Consider the following 19,067-nt stretch of genomic DNA (forward strand, 5'->3'; position numbering starts at 1 on the left):
GTAATCCCCACAGCGGACCGACAGCGGAGGTAACCCGATGAGCGCGCGTTTCCAGGAACTCGACTGGCGGCGGACGCCCCTGGGCGAACTCGTGCTCCGCCGCCGGTGGGACCCGATGTTCGACCGCGAGGTCCACGAGATCAAGCTCAACGACGAGTTCCTGATGTCGAGCCTGTTCACCGTGTCCGAAGTGGAAATGGCGCACCTCGCGCTGGCGGGTCTGCCCGCGCCGTTGGACGTCGTCGTGGGCGGGCTCGGCCTCGGGTACACCGCGCGGACGGTGCTGGAGAACCCGAACGTGCGGTCGATGCTCGTGGTCGACGCGCTCGGCGAGGTCATCGAGTGGCACCGCCAGGGACTGCTGCCCGGCGGCGCGGAGTTGGCCGCCGACCCGCGCTGCCGGCTCGTCCACGGCGATTTCTTCGCCCTCGCGCGCTCCGGCCAGGGGCTCGACCCGGAAGCACCCGGCCGGCGTTTCCACGCGATCATCGTGGACATCGACCACTCGCCGCGCCACCTGCTGCACCCGGACAACGCCGACTTCTACCAGCCGGAAGGCCTCGGCCGACTGGCCGACAGCCTGCACCCCGGCGGTGTGTTCGCCCTGTGGTCCAACGAGCCGCCGGACGACGAGTACACCGCGGCGCTGACCGACCGGTTCGAGCACGTCAGCGCCGAGATCGTCCGGTTCCCCAACCCGCTGCAACAACGCGAGGCGACCAGCACGGTCTACGTGGCCAAGACCTCCGGCTGACCGGTTGCTACGGGTGCGCGAACCCGAACCGCCTCCACGGTCGCGCCACCGGCAGTAAAGTCGGTTCGGAGATCACTTCTTCGGAGGGTGTAATGAAGCGCAACATCACCTGTCCCTGTGGAGAGCCCATCACGGGGCAGGACGAGGACGAACTCGTGGCCAAGACCCAGCAGCACCTCAAGGAGAACCACCCGGGGCACGACTACTCCCGGGACGAGATCCTCTTCATGGCTTACTGAGCCGACCCGACAGACGTCCGGCGCGGTCGCGGTCTACTTCTTCGGCGTGACGGCGACGGTGAACTCCACCGTGACCGGCGTGGCCGAGCCGGCCGTGACCGTGCCGCTGATCGCGCCGCCGACCGCTTTCGGTCCGGCGAGCAGCCGGAAGACGAACGTCACCGAGCCACCCGCGGCCAACTCGTGACCGGCCGCGCACGTCACCGTGCCCTGACCCGCCGGGCACCCGATGTTCTGCCGCGCCGCGCCGTCGAACCCCACCAACGCCCGGCCTCGCACGTTGTTGCCCGGGCCGACCACTCGAATGCCGTCGGGTAGCGACAGCACCAGCGTCGGCGACGCCACCGGCGTCCGGCCGGTGTTGCGGATGGTGACGGGCACGTCCACGGGCGGCCCACCGGTGTTCATGGTGAAGCCATGCGGCACGACCGGCACCAACGGCTCCGCCACGGGCTCGACGGTGGTGGTCGGCGCCGCGGCAGTGGACTCCGCGGGCGGCACCGGTTCCGCTGGACCGTTGGCCGGTTCCCCCGTGGTCAACGGAGTCGCGCCGGACAGCTCGGTGGGCACGGACGACGGCTCCGAGGTGGCCGCGAACGTCGGCGAGTCGGACGACCGCGAGTCGACGCTCACCGTGGGCGGCAGGGCTTCCGGCATCGGGACGACGGCCTGGCGCTCGCTGTTCAGACCCCACACGACGGCTACCACCACCGCGGTGGTCGACGCGGCGACGCCGAGCCAGGGCCCGACCGAGTGAGCCGCCGCACCCGCACCCGCCGCCGTGCCCGCCTTGGCAGCGCCCGCCGACGCGGCCAGGTAGCCGGTGACACCGGTGCCCAGCACCAGCGGCGCGATCACCGCGCGCAGCGTGCCGTTGACGTCGGCGAGTTCGGCGGCGAGGGCACGGCAGTCCACGCACTCGTCCAGGTGCGCCTCGACCTGCGCCGCTTCACGCCGGTTGAGGCCGCCGCGGGTCCACGCGCCGAGCTTCGCCACGGTGGCACGGCAGCGGTTCGCCTGGTTGCGCGCCAGATGCGCCTGGAGGTAGGCGGTCTTGAGGCCTTCACGGGCCCGGTAGGCCAACGCGGAGGCGCCGTTCGCGGTCAGCCCGAGCAGCGGCGCCAGCTCGGAGGCGGTCTGGCCCTCGATCTCCGTCTGCCACAACACGGTCTGCCAGCGCTCGGGCAGGCTCGCGAACGCCATGGTGGCCAGCGACCGCTCCAACGTCTCCACCGCCGGGTCGCGGAAGGGCACCGTGGTGACCTTCTCCACGCCCGAGACCGCCTCGACGTCGTCCACCAGCCTGAGCCGCTTGTCCCGCCGCGTCCGGTCGTACGCGCTGTGCCGCACCGCCGTCAGCAGGTAGGCGCGGAACGCCGAGTCCGGCCCGAGACCCGCCCGCAGCACGTCGAGCACCTTGGCGAACGCGTCCGAGACCAGGTCGTCGGCTTCCGCGTTCGACCGGGACAGGTGCCGGGCCAGGTTTCGGGCGGCCGTGACGTGACGCTCGTAGAGCAGCCCGTACGCCTGGATCTCCCCGCCGCGCACGGCTTCGATCAGCTCCGGGTCGGACGGTGGCCGGGACTGCTGCGGCACCTCCCCGCTCTCCCCGTGCAGGGCGTGGTCGAGGTCGTCGCGCAGGACCGCCAAGTCGGCGGTCTCCCACCGGTCCAGGGCGTGCTCGTCGGGATGCCCGATCAACCGGACGTCTCCTTCCCGGCACGGTTTGTATGCACGGAGTGCAATATGGACCTTATCGAAGGACCAGCGGCAAGTTTCATCGAGATACCCTCTGCCGGACCAGCCTTTCCACCCGACCGATGCAACGCGAGCATGATCGGCACGAGAGCGCGTGTCCGTACACGGCGGACCGCGCGCACCGCCCAGGGCCTGAGGGACGTCACGCAGGGGCTATCCGTCAGCGGTCCAGGGCCTGGGTGATGTCGTCCCAGATGTCGTCCGCGTCTTCGATGCCCACGGACAGCCGGATCGTCCCGCCGCTGATGCCGTTGGCGTTCAGCTGCTCCTCGGTGAGCTGGCGGTGCGAGGTGCTGGCCGGGTGCAGCACCAACGTCTCGGTGCCGCCCAACGACGGCGCCAGGCGGACCAGGCCGAGGCCGGTGACGAACCGCCGGCCCGCGTCCGCGTCCGCCAGGTCGAACGAGAAGGTGCTGCCGTAGCCGTCGATGAACCGGGACGCGACGGCGTGGCTGGGGTGGGTGTCGAGGCCGGGCCAGTGCACCTCCCCCACCGCCGGGTGTTCCGCCAGCCGTCGGGCCAGAATCCCGGCGTTGCGCTCGTGCTTCCGGACGCGCAGCGCCAGGGTGTTCATGCCGCGGATGGTGAGCCAGGCGGCGAACGGGTCCGGCGTGACGCCCAGCTCGATGGAGTGGTGCCAGGTCGCGCGGTGACGGTCGGCGTCGGCGAAGACCGCCACGCCGCCCGTCACGTCGCTGTGGCCGCCGAGGTACTTGGTGGTCGAGTGGACGACGACGTCCGCGCCGTGCTCGATCGGGCGGCACAGCAGCGGTGAGGCGAACGTGTTGTCCACGACCACGAGCACGTCGTCACCCGGGACGGCGGCGAGCGCGGGCAGGTCGCTGACGTGGCCCGTGGGGTTGGCGATCGTCTCCAGGTAGAGGACCTTGGTCTCGGGGCGCAGCGCGGCGCGGACCTCCTCCGGGTCGTGGCCGCCGACGTAGGTCACGGCGATGCCCCAGCGTTCCTCCAGGTCGTGCAGGAGGGCGAGGGTGCCGCCGTAGAGCGCGTGCTGGGCGATCATGTGGTCACCGGTCTTGAGGTTCCCGAGCAGCACGGCGTTGATCGCGCCCATCCCCGAGGCGGTGGCGAGAGCCGCCGCACCGCCTTCGAGGGCCGCGACGGCGTTCTCCAGCGCCCGAACCGTGGGGTTGCCGAGCCGGCTGTACACGAACGCGCCGTCCGGCCGCGTCATGCCGTCGGCGAAGGCATCCAGGTCGTCGAACGAGAAGCCGGAGGTCTGGTACAGCGGCACGGACAGGGGCCTGCTGGTCAGGGTGGGTACTTCGGTGTGCACAACGCGGGTGTCGGGCTTCATGACACGAGCTTGCCGCGCGGAAGTGGTCTGGGAGTAGATCCAATTCGGTTAGATTGGTCCGATGGTGAAACCAATCGCCGTGGACGACCTCGCGGGACGGCTCGGGCGCTGGTCGGCGGGCCGGGGCTCGCTGTACCTGCTGCTCGCCGCACGCCTGCGCGAGTTGATCGACGAAGGGCTGCTGCCCTCGGGCACGTTGTTGCCGCCGGACCGGTCGCTGGCCTCGGGGCTCGCGGTCGGGCGGACGACCGTGATCGCCGCGTACGACCTGCTCCGGCAGGAGGGGCGGCTGACCCGGCGGCGCGGAAGCGGGACGTGGGTGTCACCGGGTGGCCGTGCGGCGGCCGCCCGTGAAGAGACGGCGAACCCGATGTTCGTGAACCTCCTGGAGCCACCCGACGGTGTGCTCCAGTTCGCGTGCGCCGGGCCGTTGTCGCCGCCCGCCGGTCTGGTCGGGGCGCATCGGCGGGCGGTGGACCGGCTCGGTGCCGTGGACCTGGGTTATCACCCGTCCGGGCACCCGGCGCTGCGTGCCGCGCTCGCCGCCAGGTACCGCGATCTCGGCGTGCCGACGACGGCGGACCAGATCCTGGTGACCACCGGGGCGCAGCAGGCGTTGGCGCTGCTGACCCGCGCGTTGGTGCGGCCGGGTGACGAGGTGCTGGTGGAGGCGCCGACGTACCCCGGTGCGCTGGACCTGTTCCGGGAGGCCGGGGCGGTGGTCCGGGCGGACGACGACCTCGCGGGCGCGTTGGGTCGGGGCAAACCGGTGTTGGTGTACGCGATGCCCGCGTTCCGCAACCCCAGCGGCACGTCGTGGAGCCCGTTGGAACGGCGGCGGCTGATCCGGGTGGCGGGCGACGTGCCGGTGATCTTCGACGAGGTGTTGGCCGAGTTGGACCTGACCGGCGCGCCGGTGCGACCGCCCGACGCGGAGGCCGTCACCGTGGGGTCGTTGAGCAAGGTGGTGTGGGGCGGGCTGCGGGTCGGCTGGGTGCGGGCCGACGCGTCGCTCGTCGCCCGGCTGGCGCGGTTCAAGGCGGTGCAGGACCTGGGCAGCGCGGTGCTGGACCAGCTGGCGGCGGTGGAGTTGTTGGCGGACTTCGACGCGGTGCGGTCGGCGCGCGTGACGGCGCTGCGGCGGCAGCACGACCACCTGTGCGGACTGCTTCGGGAAGAGCTGCCGGAGTGGGAGTTCACGCCCGCGCTGGGTGGCCAGACGCTGTGGGTCCGGCTGCCCGGCGTGAACGCCGCGTCCTACGCCCAGGTGGCGTTGCGGCACGGGGTGGCCGTGCTGCCCGGTGGTTCGCTCGACCCGACCGGTGGCAGCGGCGACCGGCTCCGGCTGCCGTTCACCGCGGAACCCGAGGTGATCAGCACCGCCGTTGTCGCGCTGGCCGCCGCGTGGCGCGCGTTCGCGGCCGACCCGATCCGCCCGCCGCTCGTGGCCTCGATGTCCGTCTGACCAGCGGTGGGGTGAGCTGGTGTGGAGTGAGCTGCCTCACGGCCTGTCACAGCCTCCGGTGCCGCGGTGTCTTGTGCTCGAACCGCTGGAACACAGAGGAGAAACCATGGCTGTGAACACCGATGTGGTCGTGATCGGCGGCGGGTACGCCGGGGTCATGGCGGCCAATCGCCTGCGGCAGCGCGACGACGTGACCGTGACCCTGATCAACCCGCGGCCGACGTTCGTCGACCGGGTCCGCCTGCACCAACTGGTCGGCAGCACGCACGACGCGGTGGTCGACTACAAGGACGTGCTGGCCGAGGGCGTCCGGCTGGTGGTCGACAGCGTGACCCGGATCGGCGCGGCCGAGCGCGGTGTGACGTTGGCGTCCGGCGGCACGGTCGGCTACGACTACCTGATCTACGCGGTGGGCAGTGGCAGCGCCGACCCGACCGTGCCCGGCGCGGCCGAGTTCGCCTACCCGATCGCCACCCTGGAGGACGTGCGGCGGCTGCTGCCGGTTCTCGACGCCGCGTCCGCCACGGCCCCGGTGACGGTGGTCGGAGCCGGCCCGACCGGCATCGAGACCGCCACCGAGCTGGCGGAGGCCGGCCGCGCGGTGACCCTGGTGTGCGGCGGCGTGCTCGGCCCGTACCTGCACGCCCGGGGCCGGCGCTCGGTCGCCAAGCAGATGGCCAGGCTCGGCGTGACGGTGCTCGACGGCCCCGGCTCGAAGGTGACGGCCGTGACGCGTGACGCCGTGCGGCTCGCCGACGGCCGCGAGCTGCCGAGCGGGGTGACGATCTGGACCGCGGGCTTCGGCGTGCCCGACCTGGCCAGGCGCAGTGGGCTGAGCACCGACGCCCTGGGTCGTCTGCGCACGGACGAGACGTTGACCAGCATGGACGACGTGCGGATCGTCGCGGCCGGTGACTCGGCGGCGCCGTCGGACCTGCCGCTGCGGATGAGCTGCCAGGCCGCGATTCCGCTGGGCGCGCGGGCCGCCGACACGGTGCTGAGCCGGATCGACGGTGAGGAACCCTCGACGCTCAACCACGTGTTCGCGGGTCAGTGCATCAGCTTGGGGCGCAGCGCCGGCATCTTCCAGTTCGCCCACCGCTACGACGTCGCGGTGGGGTTCCACATCGGCGGTGGCCTCGGCGCGAAGGTGAAGGAGATCGTGTGCAAGGGGATCGTCGGGCACCTGGCCGGTGAGGCGGGCAAGCCCGGCTCGTACCGCCTGCACCGCGTCTCAGGCGGCCGTAAGCGCCAGGAGCTGCTCGCGGCCCGGAACAGCGGAACGCCGACCGCCGACCAGAAGGATCCCGCTCAGAAGGTGTAGTTCACGACGAACGCCGGGTGGTCGGTGCGGTACATGGCGTACTCCTGGGTCGACACGAAGGTCAGGGTGCGGGCGATGACGTGCTGCACGTCGCCGTCGCCCTTGCGGAACCAGCCCGACGGGACGCAGTTCTGGGCGTTCGTGGCCGAACCCGGGTTGTACTTCAGGTTCAGGTCGCCCACCACCACGTGCCTCGTCGTCGAGGAGCCGGTGGGGTCGTGGGCCAGGACCGTCGCGGGCACCAACTCGCGGCACTGCGCCAGCGCCGTCGTGCCGGTCGTGCTGAGGTGCGTGGTGCAGGCGGTGAAACCACGCACGGCGCTGAGCGCGCAGGCCCAGGCGCGGATCTCGTTGCCGCCGTCCTGGGCCGCGTAGGTGCCCTGACCACCCGACCTGATGCCCTCCTTGACGATGATCCCGCTGCCGTAGGCGCCACGGCCGGCCGTGCACTGGAGGTTCGAGTTCGTGGACCTGTTCTGCACGAACGCGTACCGGTACGCGGCGGTCGCGCCCACGGCGGCGGTCAGGCGGGACATGTCGGACAGGCACACCTCGTTCACCGACACCACGTCCGGCAGCCGGCGCTGGATCATCACGACGGCTTCGTCCACCGCGCGCCCGCCCTGGTAGCAGCCGGCCACGCCGCTGTTGCACAGGTTCAACTGGAGCACCTTGAACGCGGTGGCGGCGGCGGCCGGGACCGACAGCAGACCACTCAGCAGGAACACGACCATGAGGGAACCGGCGATCCTGCGCGTGAGGCCCATGCGGACCATGCTCACATCCGGCCGCGCACCCGCCGTACCGCCAAGCGGACCCCTGCCGCGCCGGCACTTCGGGACACCGGACCGCTCACTTGTTTTGCATGCCGCCGTGGAGGTGCCCGACCTGGATGGTCATCCCGCTGTGGCTGCCACCGCTCACGACGTTGGAGGTGACGGTGCCGGCGGGCGTGGGCGGCGTCTCCTGCACGGCCTTCGCCGCGTCGAGGTCCTCCTGGTACTCGGCGACGCCGTGGGACAGCAGGTCGCCGCTGGGCTTCGGCACGTACAGGTACACCGTGCCGCTGTACTCCTTGATCTGCACGAACCGCGGCACCACGCGGGACGCGGACAGCGACGCGAAGCCGGCGGCGAGCACGTCGTCGAACACCCGCTGGGACAGCACCACCGAGAGGAACGTCTGGTCCGGGTCCGACCGGGTGAGCACGTCCCGGACGGGCTGCGAGTCGAGCAGTCGATGGGTCGTGATCACCGCGCTGCCGACCACCGCCGCGGATCCACCGGGAGGGGCCTCGCGGACCGGTCCCACGTTCAGGCTGGCCCGCATCCGCAGGCGCAAGGCCCGGTCACGTGCGCGCAGCCGGGCGTCCCGCTCGGCCAGCTCGTCCTGGAGCGCGTCGAAGAACCCGCTGACCACGGCGGGCAGGTGACGGGTGTCGAATCCGATACCGACACCGTCCCCGGTGTTGTGCGGGAACAACGCCTCCCGCCACACGTGACCGAGCCCGGCGCGTTCGAAGGCGCGGGCGAGGACGTCGGACACGATCTCCACGAGATGAGCCTGACCAGGGTCCGAGTTGGAGCCGAACTCCTTGGTGTCGACCACCAGCACGGCTCGGTACGGCGGAAGTTCGACCGGGTTGCCGACTTCGACACCGTGATCTGGCATGTCGTTCCTCCTCGGAACACTTCACGAACGTGACCCGGCTAGTTATCCCACAATGCGAGCGTGGAAGCAGCGAAGACACGGCCCGGCGGGCGTCCGAGGAAGCGCGGAACCCCCAGGTTGACCATGGTGTTGGGGGTCCAGCACAGTGGTGGCGTGCAGTGGGCGTTGAGCGTTCTGACCGTGATCGCGTACGCGACGCTGCCGCTTGGCTCGGCGAGCTACGAGCAGGAACTCGTGCCGACGCTGCTGGTCGGGCTGGTGTACGCGCTGATCGCGATCTTCGGCTTCCAGTGGGTCCAGCGGCGCGGCCGGGCGTTCGCCGTGGCGTACGCGTGCGTCCAGGTGCCGCTGGGCTTCCTGCTGTTCTCGCTGTCGGGGGCGGCGGTCGGCGCCGTGCTGCTGCTCGTCGTCCTGGTGTCGCAGAGCGTGTTGCTGCTGCCGACGCCGGGCGCGGCCGTAGTCGCCGCCGTCATCCCGCTGATCCACGTGAACATGGACTGGCCCGACGGGCTGCGGGAAGGGCTCAACACCCTGGCCGTCACCACGTTCACGCTGGTCGTGACGTTGCTGCTAGTGCGTGAGCAGCGTGCCAGGGCGGAGCTGGCGGCGGCCAACGAGCAGCTGCGCGGGTACGCGGCCCAGGCCGAACAGTTGGCGACCACGCAGGAGCGCAACCGGCTCGCCCGGGACATCCACGACGGGTTGGGCCACCACCTGACCGTCGTGCAGATGCTGCTCCAAGCCGCGCGTGCGGTGATCGGCACCGCCGACCCGGACCGGCTCGACTCGATGCTGGCCAAGGCTCAGGACCAGTCGAAACAGGCGCTGGCGGAGGTCCGCCGCTCGGTCGCCGCGCTGCGCGAACCCCGATCGGAGCCGCTGGTGGACGCGTTGCGGGCGTTGGCGGGCGAGGCGGTCGTGCCGACCGAGGTGGAGGTCCACGGCGCGGCCCGCGCGATCCGGGCCGAAGTCGAGGAATCGCTGTTCCGGGCTGCCCAGGAGGGGTTGACCAACGTGCGGAAGCACGCGGGCGCTTCGACAGCGACCGTCGTGCTGGACTTCGACCGCGACGACGTGGTCCGACTGGAGGTCCGTGACGACGGCTGCGGGCTGCGTGAGGACGTGCCGCCGGACGCCGGGTACGGCCTGATCGGGCTTCGGGAACGGGTGGCGAACCTGGGCGGGCAGGTGGCCGTCGACTCCGCCGCCGGGCGCGGTCTGACGCTGACGGTCGAGGTGCCGGCATGAGCGCGTCGGAGTCCGCCGTGCGGGTGCTGATCGTGGACGACCAGGCGTTGTTCCGGGAGGCGTTGGCGACGTTGCTGGAGGTGCAGCCGGAGATCGAGGTGGTCGGCGAGGCCGGCAACGGCGAGGAGGCCGTGCGGCGGTGCGCCGAGTTGCGTCCCGACGTGGTGCTGATGGACCTGCGCATGCCGGTGCTGGACGGCATCGCGGCGACCGACCGGCTGCGGGTGGAGCAGCCGGGGGTTCGGGTGCTGGCGCTGACCACGTTCGACGACGACGCGGACGTGTTCGCGGCGCTGCGGGCGGGCGCGGTCGGGTACCTGCTCAAGGACGTGTCGTCGGCCCGGCTGGTGGAGGCGCTGGTGGCCGCACGGCGCGGGGAGTCAGTGCTCCAGCCGTCGGTCGCGGCCAAGCTCGTGGCCAGGGTCGCCCGACTGCCGCAGGAGGACGTTCCGGTGCGGCAACCGATGGCCGTGCCGCTGTCGGAACGTGAACTCGACGTGGTCCGGCTGCTCGCCGAGGGGCGCAGCAACCGCGAGATCGCGGGCAGCCTGTTCCTGGCCGAGGGCACCGTGAAGAACCTCGTCACCAGCGTGTTGTCCAAGCTCCAGGTGCGTGACCGCACGCAGGCGGCGTTGCGGGCACGGGAACTCGGCCTGTGCTGACCGCCGGGGTCATGCCGCGCACATGACCCGACTCATGACCTTCGGCACCTGACCTGGCGTCGCTGACGGCCGACGATCTCCGTAGCACTGAAAGCCCGCTACGGAGGAGGCGTCATGAATCCCGAACAGACGATAACCACAACCCGTCGGACCGAGCCCGAGCCGAAGACGCGCGCAGTGTGGCGGTTCACCCGGCACTTCCTGGAGATGGTCGTCGCCATGGTGGCCGGGATGGTCGTCCTGGAGCCGGTCTGGTCGTTCGTGTGGCCCGGTTTGGCGGAGGTCGTGACGGCGCACGTGCTGGTGATGGCCACGAACATGTCGCTGGGCATGGCTTTGTGGATGCGGATCCGCCGCCACGGCTGGGCCGGCATCGCCGAGATGTCCGCCGCGATGTACGTGCCTTTCCTGGTGCTGCTGCCGTTCCACTGGGCCGGACCGCTGTCCGGGATGGCGCTGATGACCGCCGGCCACGTGCTGATGGTCCCCGCCATGCTGGTCGCGATGCTGCGCCGTCGGCACGAATACGGGTGCTGAGCGATGCGAACCGTTCTCCGGATTACCGGCACCGCACTGGTGTTCCTGCTCGCCGCCCTGGCGCTCCCCACCGCTCTCGGCACGCCGACCGCCTTGGGTGCGTTCGACGACCTGTACGCGCCGCGAACCGACAGTGCGTCACCGCCTTCGTCGCCGGTGGCGCACGACCCCGCCAAGCCGACGGCCGTGGTCGTGGTGGGCGACCATGGCGCTGTCGTCTCGGACACCCTTGCTCCCTACGAAATCCTGGCCACGACGGGCGCGTTCAACGTCTACACGGTCGCGCCCACCGGTCACCCGGTTCCGCTCACCGGCGGGCTGGACCTGGTGCCGGACCTGAGCTTCACGGAACTCGACGGCCTGCTCGGCACTTCGCCCGACGTGGTCGTGGTGCCCGCCCTGCCGGACGTCGGTGAGAGCACGTCGAAGCCGGTCATGGACTGGCTCGCCCGGCAGGCCGCCGGCGGATCGCTGGTGTTGGGCATCTGCAACGGATCACGGGTGCTCGCGGCGGCCGGGGTGCTCGACGGACGTCCGGCCACCTCGCACTGGCTCCGCATCGACGCCGCCGAAGACCTCTACCCGGCCGTCGACTGGGTCCGGGGCACGCGGTACGTGGACGACGGCGATGTCATCACCACGGCGGGCATCCTGTCGGGCATCGACGGCACGCTGCACGTGGTCGAACGGCTCGTCGGGCCGGAGGCGGCGGCACGGGCGGCGGACGTGGTCGGCTGGCGTCACTTCCGGCCCGGCACTCCGGCTCCGATGGCGCAGGCGCAAGTCGAACCGGCCGACGCCGTGGTCGCGTTCAACACCGCTTTCCGGTGGGACCGGTCCACTGCCGGCGTGCTGCTCACCGACGGGGTCGGGGAGATCGAGCTTGCTTCGGTGTACGACACGTACGGGCAGTCGTTGGCCGTACGGACGGTGGCCGTCAGCCTCGACGCCGCGCCGGTCCGGTCCCGACATGGGCTGACGTTCATGCCTCGGGCAGCGCCGACGGGCGATCTCGACCGGCTGGTGGTGCCGGGCGCGTCGGCCTCGGACCGTCGTGCGGCGGACCGGTACGCCGAACTCGCGCCGGTCTACCTCCACGGCGAGCCCGGTTTCCCGTTCGACGGCGTGCTGCGCGACCTCGCGCACACCACGGACGTGGCCACGGCGGTGTGGACGGCGAAGGTGTTGGAGTACCCGATCGACCACCTCGCGCTCACCGGCTCGGCTTGGCCGTGGACCCTCACCCTCCGACCGTTCTCGCTCGCCGCGCTGGGTGTGTTGGCGGCGCTTGGTCTCATGCGCGCGGTCCACGGCGGACGGACGGGCCACCTTCTTTCGCCGCCCCACCCTCACGTAGCGTGAGGGTGTGACCATGGCTCGAACCTCCGCCCCTCCGCCGCCCCTCGCCCCCGACGCGCTGCGCGTCACCGCCCTGGGAGGGCTCGGTGAAATCGGCCGCAACATGACCGTGTTCGAGCACGACGGCAAACTGCTGATCGTGGACTGCGGGGTGTTGTTCCCCGAAGAACACCAGCCCGGCGTCGACGTCATCCTCCCCGACTGGACCAGCCTCCGGAACCGCCTCGCCGACATCGTCGCCGTCGTGTTGACCCACGGCCACGAAGACCACATCGGCGGCGTCCCCTACCTGCTCCGCGAACGCCCCGACATCCCCATCATCGGCTCCCGCCTCACGTTGAGCCTGCTCCGCGCGAAGCTGGTCGAGCACCGCATCGTCCCCGTCACCGTCGAGGTCGCCGAAGGCCAGGAACTCACCCGCGGGCCGTTCGACCTGGAATTCCTCGCCGTCAACCACTCCATCCCGGATGGTCTGGCGATCGCCATCCGCACCGCCGCCGGCCTCGTCCTGCACACCGGCGACTTCAAAATGGACCAATTCCCCCTCGACGGCCGCATCACCGACCTGCGCGGCTTCGCCCGCCTCGGCGAAGAAGGCGTCGACCTGTTCCTCGTCGACTCCACCAACGCCGACGTCCCCGGCTTCACCACCGCCGAACGCGACCTCGCCCCCGCCATCGACGAAGTGTTCCGCACCACCCCCCGCCGCGTCGTCGTGTCCAGCTTCGCAAGCCACGTCCACCGCATCCAACAGGTCCTCGACGCCGCCCACACCCACGGCCGCAAAGTCGCCTTCGTCGGCCGCTCCATGGTCCGCAACATGGCCGTCGCCACCGAACTCGGCTACCTCAAAGTCCCGCCGGGGCTCGTCGTGGACATCAAACGCATGGACCGCATGCCCCCCAACCAGGTCACCCTCGTCTGCACCGGATCCCAGGGCGAACCGATGGCGGCACTGTCCCGGATGGCCAGCGGCGACCACTCCATCCAGGTCGAGGAAGGCGACACCGTGCTCCTCGCCAGCTCGCTGATCCCCGGCAACGAGAACGCCATCTACCGCGTCATCAACGGCCTCACCGACCTCGGCGCCAAAGTCGTCCACAAGGGCAACGCCAAGGTCCACGTCTCCGGACACGCCAGCGCCGGCGAACTCGTCTACTGCTACAACATCGTCCAACCCGCCAACGTGCTACCCGTCCACGGCGAAGCCCGACACCTGCGCGCCAACGCCGAACTCGCCGTCCGCACCGGCGTCGACCGGGCCCGCGTCCCCATCGCCGCCAACGGCGACGTCATCGACCTCCAGGACGGACGCGTCACCGTCACCGGACGCGTCGAAGTCCACAACATCTACGTCGACGGACAAACCGTCGGCGGCGTCACCGAAGCCTCCCTCGCCCAACGCCGCACCCTCGGCGAAGAAGGCGTCATCACCATCGTCGCCCTCATCGACACCGACACCGGCCACCTCGCCGAACCACCCGACTACATCGCCCACGGCTTCGAACACGACGGCGGCACCTTCACACCCGCCACCACCGCCATCGAACGATCCCTCGCCGGCGCAGCCGAACGCGGCGTCAAGAACATCGAAGAACTCGAACGACTCATCGGACGCGAAGTCCAGATGTGGGCCCAACGCACCTACCGCCGCCGCCCCGTCGTCATCCCCGTCGTCGTCGAGGCGTGATTCCGGTGGTGCCGAACCGGGTAACCGCCACCCCATGGTGGAACGCTGGTACCGCAACGGGCTGATCTACTCGCTGGACGTGTGTCTGTTCCAGGATTCCAACGGTGACGGCACCGGTGACATCCCTGGCCTGGTCAGCAGACTGGACTACCTGTCCCGGCTCGGCGTGACCGCGATCTGGGTCAGCCCGTTCCACCCCTCGCCACGCCGTGATGGCGGCTACGACATCACCGACTACTACGGCGTGGACCAGCGTCTGGGCAGCCTGGGCGATTTCGCGGAACTGCTCGCCGAGGCCGACGAACGCGGGCTGCGGGTGGTGATCGACCTGGTGTTCAACCACACCAGCGATCAGCACCCGTGGTTCAGATCCGCCCGCGCCGACCCCGATTCGCCCTACCGGGACTGGTACGTCTGGTCCACCGACGAACCCGCCGACCGCTGGGGCGGCCCGGTGTTCCCCGGTGCGGAGAAGGGCATCTGGACCTGGGACGAGCAGGCCGAAGCCTGGTACCGGCACCGGTTCTACCGCTTCCAACCCGATCTGAACACCGATCATCCCGCCGTGCGCGCCGAACTGCACAAGATCATGGCGTTCTGGCTGCGGTTGGGGGTCGCCGGTTTCCGGATCGACGCCGCGCCCATGCTGATCGAGTCGCGCTCTCGGCGACGGCGTGACTACGCACTGCTGCACGACATCAGGGAAACCGTGTCGTGGCAACGGCAGGACGCCGTGCTGCTGGCCGAGGCGAACGTCGACCGGGACGAGTTGATCGAGTACTTCGGCGCGGCCGACGGTCGGGCGAGCCGCGCCATGATGGTGTTCGCGTTCCGGCTCAACCAGTCCATGATGCTGGCGCTGGCCCGCCAGGACGCCCGTCCGATCGCCACCGCTCTGGCCGACCTGCCGGATCTGCCGGGCCACGGGCAGTGGGCGACGTTCCTGCGCAACCACGACGAGGTCGACCTCAGCGGCCTTGCCGACGACGAGCGCCGGGACGTTTTCGCCGCTTTCGGGCCGGAGCCGGAGATGCAGGCGTACGGGCGCGGGATACGTCGTCGCCTGGCGTGCATGCTCGGCGGCGACCGGCGTCGGCTGGAACTGGCCTACAGCCTGCAACTGAGCATGCCCGGCACGCCGGTGATCCGGTACGGCGACGAGATCGGCATGGGGGAAGACCTGTCGCTGCGTGAACGTGAGGCGATCCGCACGCCGATGCAGTGGACCGACACGGCGAACGCGGGCTTCTCCCGTGCCGCGTCGGAACAGCTGATCGCGCCCGTGATCAGCGACGGTCCGAGCGGGCACAAGCACGTCAACGTGCTCAGCCAGCGGCGTGACCCGAACAGCCTGCTGACGTGGTTCGAGCGGATGCTGCACACCCGGAGGGAGTGCGAGGAGATCGGTGTGGGCGAGCACAAGGTGATCGACACCGGTGTGCCGCACGTCCTGGTCCACACCGCGCACGGCCCGCACGGCGCGATCCTGTTCGCGCACAACCTCTCACCCGACCCGTGCAACGTCAGCATCCCGCCCCTGCCCGGCGAACGGCACCGGCCGCTGACCCTCGCGTCCGACATGGGCTACGACGACGATGACGTGGACCTCCTGTCACTCGACCTCACCGGCTACGGCTACCGCTGGCTGCGGCTCAACCACACGCCGTGGGACTAGCGCCCTTTCGCCAGACCTCGGTAACGGTGTGCGACTCCGCCGGGGAGCAGGTACTCGGCCAACACGTTGCCAGTGCGGTGCGAAGGGAACCCCATGTCGTGCATGAGTTCGTCCGCGCAGTGGATGTCGTAGGGCCCGAAGTCGTAGCCGCCGGAGCCTGGAAGCACCTGCTCCTGCCAGTCCAGCCTCGCGTCGACGGCCCGCTCCATCTGCTGCTCGTCCGGGGTGCTGCGCAGTGCCGCCCTGAAGTGACGTGCCAGCCAGTGCGCGGTGAGTTCCACGCCCATGATGTTGTTGAAGACCTGCCGGAATCCGACGAAACCCAGCCGGTCGACGCCGGGCGGCACGATGCCCCGGTAGAGGCGCAGCCGTCCGGTGGAATCGTGCACCCGCACGCCGGGGTCCAGGAACGGGAAGTCCTTGTGGTGGCCGGTGGCGAACACGATGACGTCCGCCGCGACTTCCTCGCCGGTCGCCAGTCGCAGCCCTTCGTCCGTGTACGCCTCGACCGCGCTGACCTTGGCGTCGATCAGGCCGCGGCGGACGGCACGCACATAGCCGCGGGGCATGACCCCGGCGTGGGCGAGGTGGAAGGGCAGGGCGTGCGCGGGCCGCAGGTGCTTCGGCAGCCGGTACCAGCCCGAGGAGATCAGCATGTCGCGGGTTATGGCCGACCAGAGCGCGCGCTTGACCCGGTCGTTGAGGCGGTCGACCGGGCGGACGCAGGCCGGGTCGTGGTATCGGGGCAGGAGCGACTCGCCGAGCCGGGTCATCAGGATCCACTTGTAGCCGACCAGGCCGAGCAGGAGGCGTTCGGGGATCACCCAGTTCACCTTGCGCTGCACGAGCGTCGCCGAGGCCGCCTCTCGCGCGGCACGGGTGACCAGGTCCAACGCCGACTTGCCGCCGCCCACGACGACCACACGCCGGCCGGTGAACGTCCCGGCCCGCACGTCATTGGAGTGCAGGACGGTCCCGGGGAACGACTCACGCCCCGGCAGGTCGGGCAGCCGGACGTAGTGGTGGGCGCCGCTGGCGACGGCCACGTAGTCGAACGTTTCGCTTCGCACCTCTGCGGCCTCGTCCCCGGTGGGCCGGGAGTCGACCGTCCAGCCGGAGGCGCCCACCCGTCCGGGTCCGTCCACCGGTCGGATGGAGATCACCTCGGTGCCCGGCCGGAGGCGTTCCAGCACACCGAAGGTCCCGGCGTAGTCCTCCAGGTACCGCCGGCTGTCCACGGCACTGGCGAACCGCAGGCGGTTGGGCAGGTCGGCGAACTCGAAGAGGCGGAGCGCGGACTGGTTGGCCAGGCCGTCGTAGCAGCCGCCGGGTGACCAGATGCCGCCGACCTCGTCGTACTTGTCGAAGACCGTGACGTCGAAACCGTTCTCCAGCAGCACTTTGGCGGTGACGATCCCTCCGGGACCCGCACCGACGACGCACGCTCTCATAGGCTGCCACTCCCCCGGTGATCGGCATGTCCGGCAGACCCATCATCCCGGTCGAGGGCGCCTCGTGGGGTTGGCGGCGTGGCCGACTTGGCCGGCCACGCCGCGCAGTGGTCGTCAGCCGCCGATCTTGCCCACGCCGGCTCCCGCCGTCACCACGGACTTGACGGTGTTCGGGTCGGTCAGCGTGTAGGCGTAGTAGTCCCGCGGCTCCTGCACCGAGCCGCTGCAATCCGGCTGGCCGGACTCGCCGACCAGCACGTTGTTCCGGGCGACGCAACGTCCGCCCGGACCGGCGTAGTTGTTGCTCACCGGCTCCTCGACGTTCTCGAAGTAGTTGCCCTCCACCAGGCAGCCCGCGTCCGCCTGGCACGCCACGCCGACGTCGGTGTTGTAGAAGTAGTAGTTGTTGTACACGTGCACCGGCTCGCCGTACCGGACCCGCGGGTTGCGCTGCGGGGTCGCGTCGAACCAGTTGTGGTGGTAGGTCACCTTCAGCCGTCCGACGTCCTGCGCGCCGTTGCTGTCGTCATGGCCCAGCAGCATGTTCTTGCTGTGGTGGTGGGCGTGGTTCCAGGACACCGTGACGTAGCTGGACCCGCGCTTGATGTCGATCAAGCCGTCGTACCCGTTGGACAGGTCGTTGTGGTCGATCCAGACGTGGTGGGAGAACATCTGCACGTTGATCGCGTCGTCCGCCCAGTTGCGGAACACCAGGTTGCGGATGATGACGTTGTGCACCGCGTCAGCCGGCGGCGACGTCACGTTGGACGGCGGCAGGCCGATGTTCAGCCCGCCACCGGTGAAGCCCGAGGTGGAGCCGATGCCGACGATCGTCTTGTCCGACGTGACGTTGTGCATCGGGCCGGGCAGCGCGATCATGCCGCGCACGCAGATGTTCAGCGGCCCGATCTGGGCGATGGCGGACAGGAACTCCGCCGCCGTGTCGACCTCGATCGTGGGCCCTCCCGCGCCGCCGGTGGTGCCGTTCTGGCCCCACGCGTTGACGGAGGCGAATCCCTGGGGACTGCCGGAGGTGGTGCAGGACCCGGGCGGCAGGGTGGTCGTCGTAGTGCTCGTCGTGCTGGTCGGACCGCCGGTGCCGGGCACGTCGGTCACCACCACGTCGTCGAACGCCGCGGCGGCGTAGTAGGTCGCCAGGCCGATCTTCCCGCTGCCGAACGTGGCGTCGGTCGCCGTCACCACTTCGGCGCCGTCGACGAAACCGCGCAGCGTGCTGCCGAACACCTCAAGCCGCAACGTGTACCAGGTGCCGACCGAGACTGTGGCCGGCGCGGACGCCAGGGTGGTGTGCCCACCGCTGACCCGTTTGCCGAGCACCACCGAGCCCGAGTTCGACAGGCCCAGGTAGTAGTAGTTGCTCGTGTTCTGCACGCGGGCGGTCACCGCGACGTGCCTGCCGGACCCGTTGAACGCGGCCGGCTTGACCCGGACCTGCGCCGTCTGGCCGGTCCAGACGGCGCCCGCCAACGCCTTCGCGTCGGTGCTGGTGCCGGACTGGCGCCAGGCCCGCGTGCCGTCCGCGACCACGGACCAGCTGCCGCCGCTGGAGCTCCAGCCGGTCGAGTTGCCGTCCTCGAAATCGTCGCCGAACAGGGTCGCGGCGGACGCCGTCGGCACCACCAGAAGAGCCACCGCGAAGATGAATCCACTCGCCGCCGCGACGAGCGACGCTAATCTTCCGTGCTTGCTCAAGCCAAGCCTCCTATTGCGAATCGGGCGTCGGTGGCCGATTCGCGTGTTCACGGTCGTGAATACGTTCACGCAGGTGAACACGACTACTGCGGCTGCCGACAATCGGAGGCGGCGGTTGGCGGCACGCTGACTGAAACGGACGATGACCTTATCCTGAAAGGTAATGGCTCGTTTCCGGCACGTCAACGTCAGGTCACTCCGAC

Annotated in this window: 16 protein-coding genes; 10 read left to right on the top strand and 6 right to left on the bottom strand. The window is 70.3% G+C overall.

Annotation, left to right across the window (positions count from 1 at the left end; genetic code table 11):
* Positions 1-37 precede the first annotated feature (37 nt).
* Positions 38-754, top strand: coding sequence for a spermidine synthase (locus F4560_RS12600; protein WP_184919704.1), 717 nt, complete (start codon positions 38-40; stop codon positions 752-754).
* Positions 755-846: 92 nt separating this feature from the next.
* Positions 847-993 carry a DUF1059 domain-containing protein gene (locus F4560_RS12605; protein WP_184919706.1) on the top strand — a complete coding sequence of 49 codons (147 nt, stop codon included), beginning with the start codon at positions 847-849 and terminating at the stop codon, positions 991-993.
* A 33-nt stretch (positions 994-1,026) separates the two neighbouring features.
* Here the strand turns inward: F4560_RS12605 and F4560_RS12610 are convergent, their stop codons facing one another.
* Both F4560_RS12610 and F4560_RS12615 read right to left on the bottom strand, forming a co-directional pair.
* Positions 1,027-2,694 carry a sigma-70 family RNA polymerase sigma factor gene (locus F4560_RS12610; protein WP_184919708.1) on the bottom strand — a complete coding sequence of 556 codons (1,668 nt, stop codon included), beginning with the start codon at positions 2,692-2,694 and terminating at the stop codon, positions 1,027-1,029.
* 217 nt (positions 2,695-2,911) lie between these two features.
* On the bottom strand, positions 2,912-4,069 hold the full coding sequence (locus F4560_RS12615) for a trans-sulfuration enzyme family protein (protein WP_184919710.1): 1,158 nt from the start codon (positions 4,067-4,069) through the stop codon (positions 2,912-2,914).
* A 61-nt stretch (positions 4,070-4,130) separates the two neighbouring features.
* On the opposite strand from F4560_RS12615, the gene F4560_RS12620 reads away from it, so the two are divergent.
* Positions 4,131-5,534: an aminotransferase-like domain-containing protein gene (locus F4560_RS12620; protein ID WP_184919712.1), complete on the top strand. Its 1,404-nt coding sequence runs from the start codon at positions 4,131-4,133 to the stop codon at positions 5,532-5,534.
* A gap of 106 nt (positions 5,535-5,640) precedes the next feature.
* Positions 5,641-6,858 carry an NAD(P)/FAD-dependent oxidoreductase gene (locus tag F4560_RS12625; protein ID WP_184919715.1) on the top strand — a complete coding sequence of 406 codons (1,218 nt, stop codon included), beginning with the start codon at positions 5,641-5,643 and terminating at the stop codon, positions 6,856-6,858.
* On the opposite strand, the gene F4560_RS12630 is transcribed toward F4560_RS12625, so the two are convergent.
* Positions 6,846-7,625, bottom strand: a complete 780-nt coding sequence (locus tag F4560_RS12630; RefSeq protein WP_184919717.1) for an endonuclease/exonuclease/phosphatase family protein — start codon at positions 7,623-7,625, stop codon at positions 6,846-6,848. The genes F4560_RS12625 and F4560_RS12630 overlap by 13 nt on opposite strands.
* A gap of 85 nt (positions 7,626-7,710) precedes the next feature.
* Positions 7,711-8,529 carry a hypothetical protein gene (locus F4560_RS12635; RefSeq protein ID WP_184919719.1) on the bottom strand — a complete coding sequence of 273 codons (819 nt, stop codon included), beginning with the start codon at positions 8,527-8,529 and terminating at the stop codon, positions 7,711-7,713.
* Between the two features lie 123 nt (positions 8,530-8,652).
* Between F4560_RS12635 and F4560_RS12640 the strand changes: the two genes are divergently transcribed.
* From F4560_RS12640 to F4560_RS12665, 6 genes are all read left to right on the top strand, one after another.
* Positions 8,653-9,777 (top strand): sensor histidine kinase, encoded by a 1,125-nt coding sequence (locus F4560_RS12640; protein WP_184919721.1) that lies wholly within the window; start codon positions 8,653-8,655, stop codon positions 9,775-9,777.
* Positions 9,774-10,439: a response regulator gene (locus F4560_RS12645; protein ID WP_184919723.1), complete on the top strand. Its 666-nt coding sequence runs from the start codon at positions 9,774-9,776 to the stop codon at positions 10,437-10,439. Before F4560_RS12640 ends, F4560_RS12645 begins: the two co-directional genes overlap by 4 nt.
* Before the next feature lie 114 nt (positions 10,440-10,553).
* The gene (locus F4560_RS12650; RefSeq protein ID WP_184919725.1) at positions 10,554-10,976 is read left to right on the top strand and encodes a hypothetical protein; all 423 of its coding nucleotides are present in this window, start codon (positions 10,554-10,556) and stop codon (positions 10,974-10,976) included.
* Positions 10,977-10,979: 3 nt separating this feature from the next.
* On the top strand, positions 10,980-12,338 hold the full coding sequence (locus F4560_RS12655) for a DJ-1/PfpI family protein (RefSeq protein ID WP_184919727.1): 1,359 nt from the start codon (positions 10,980-10,982) through the stop codon (positions 12,336-12,338).
* A gap of 10 nt (positions 12,339-12,348) precedes the next feature.
* Entirely contained in the window at positions 12,349-14,025 is a 1,677-nt protein-coding gene (locus tag F4560_RS12660) for a ribonuclease J (RefSeq protein WP_184919729.1), read from the top strand.
* Positions 14,026-14,059: 34 nt separating this feature from the next.
* Positions 14,060-15,700, top strand: coding sequence for an alpha-amylase family protein (locus F4560_RS12665; RefSeq protein WP_184919731.1), 1,641 nt, complete (start codon positions 14,060-14,062; stop codon positions 15,698-15,700).
* Here F4560_RS12665 and F4560_RS12670 read toward each other — a convergent pair.
* Entirely contained in the window at positions 15,697-17,151 is a 1,455-nt protein-coding gene (locus F4560_RS12670; RefSeq protein ID WP_184919733.1) for a flavin-containing monooxygenase, read from the bottom strand. The genes F4560_RS12665 and F4560_RS12670 overlap by 4 nt on opposite strands.
* A gap of 114 nt (positions 17,152-17,265) precedes the next feature.
* Entirely contained in the window at positions 17,266-18,864 is a 1,599-nt protein-coding gene (locus tag F4560_RS44375) for a pectate lyase family protein (RefSeq protein WP_184919735.1), read from the bottom strand.
* Positions 18,865-19,067: the final 203 nt, after the last annotated feature.

The organism is Saccharothrix ecbatanensis (assembly GCF_014205015.1).
Classification (GTDB): Bacteria; Actinomycetota; Actinomycetes; order Mycobacteriales; family Pseudonocardiaceae; genus Actinosynnema; species Actinosynnema ecbatanense.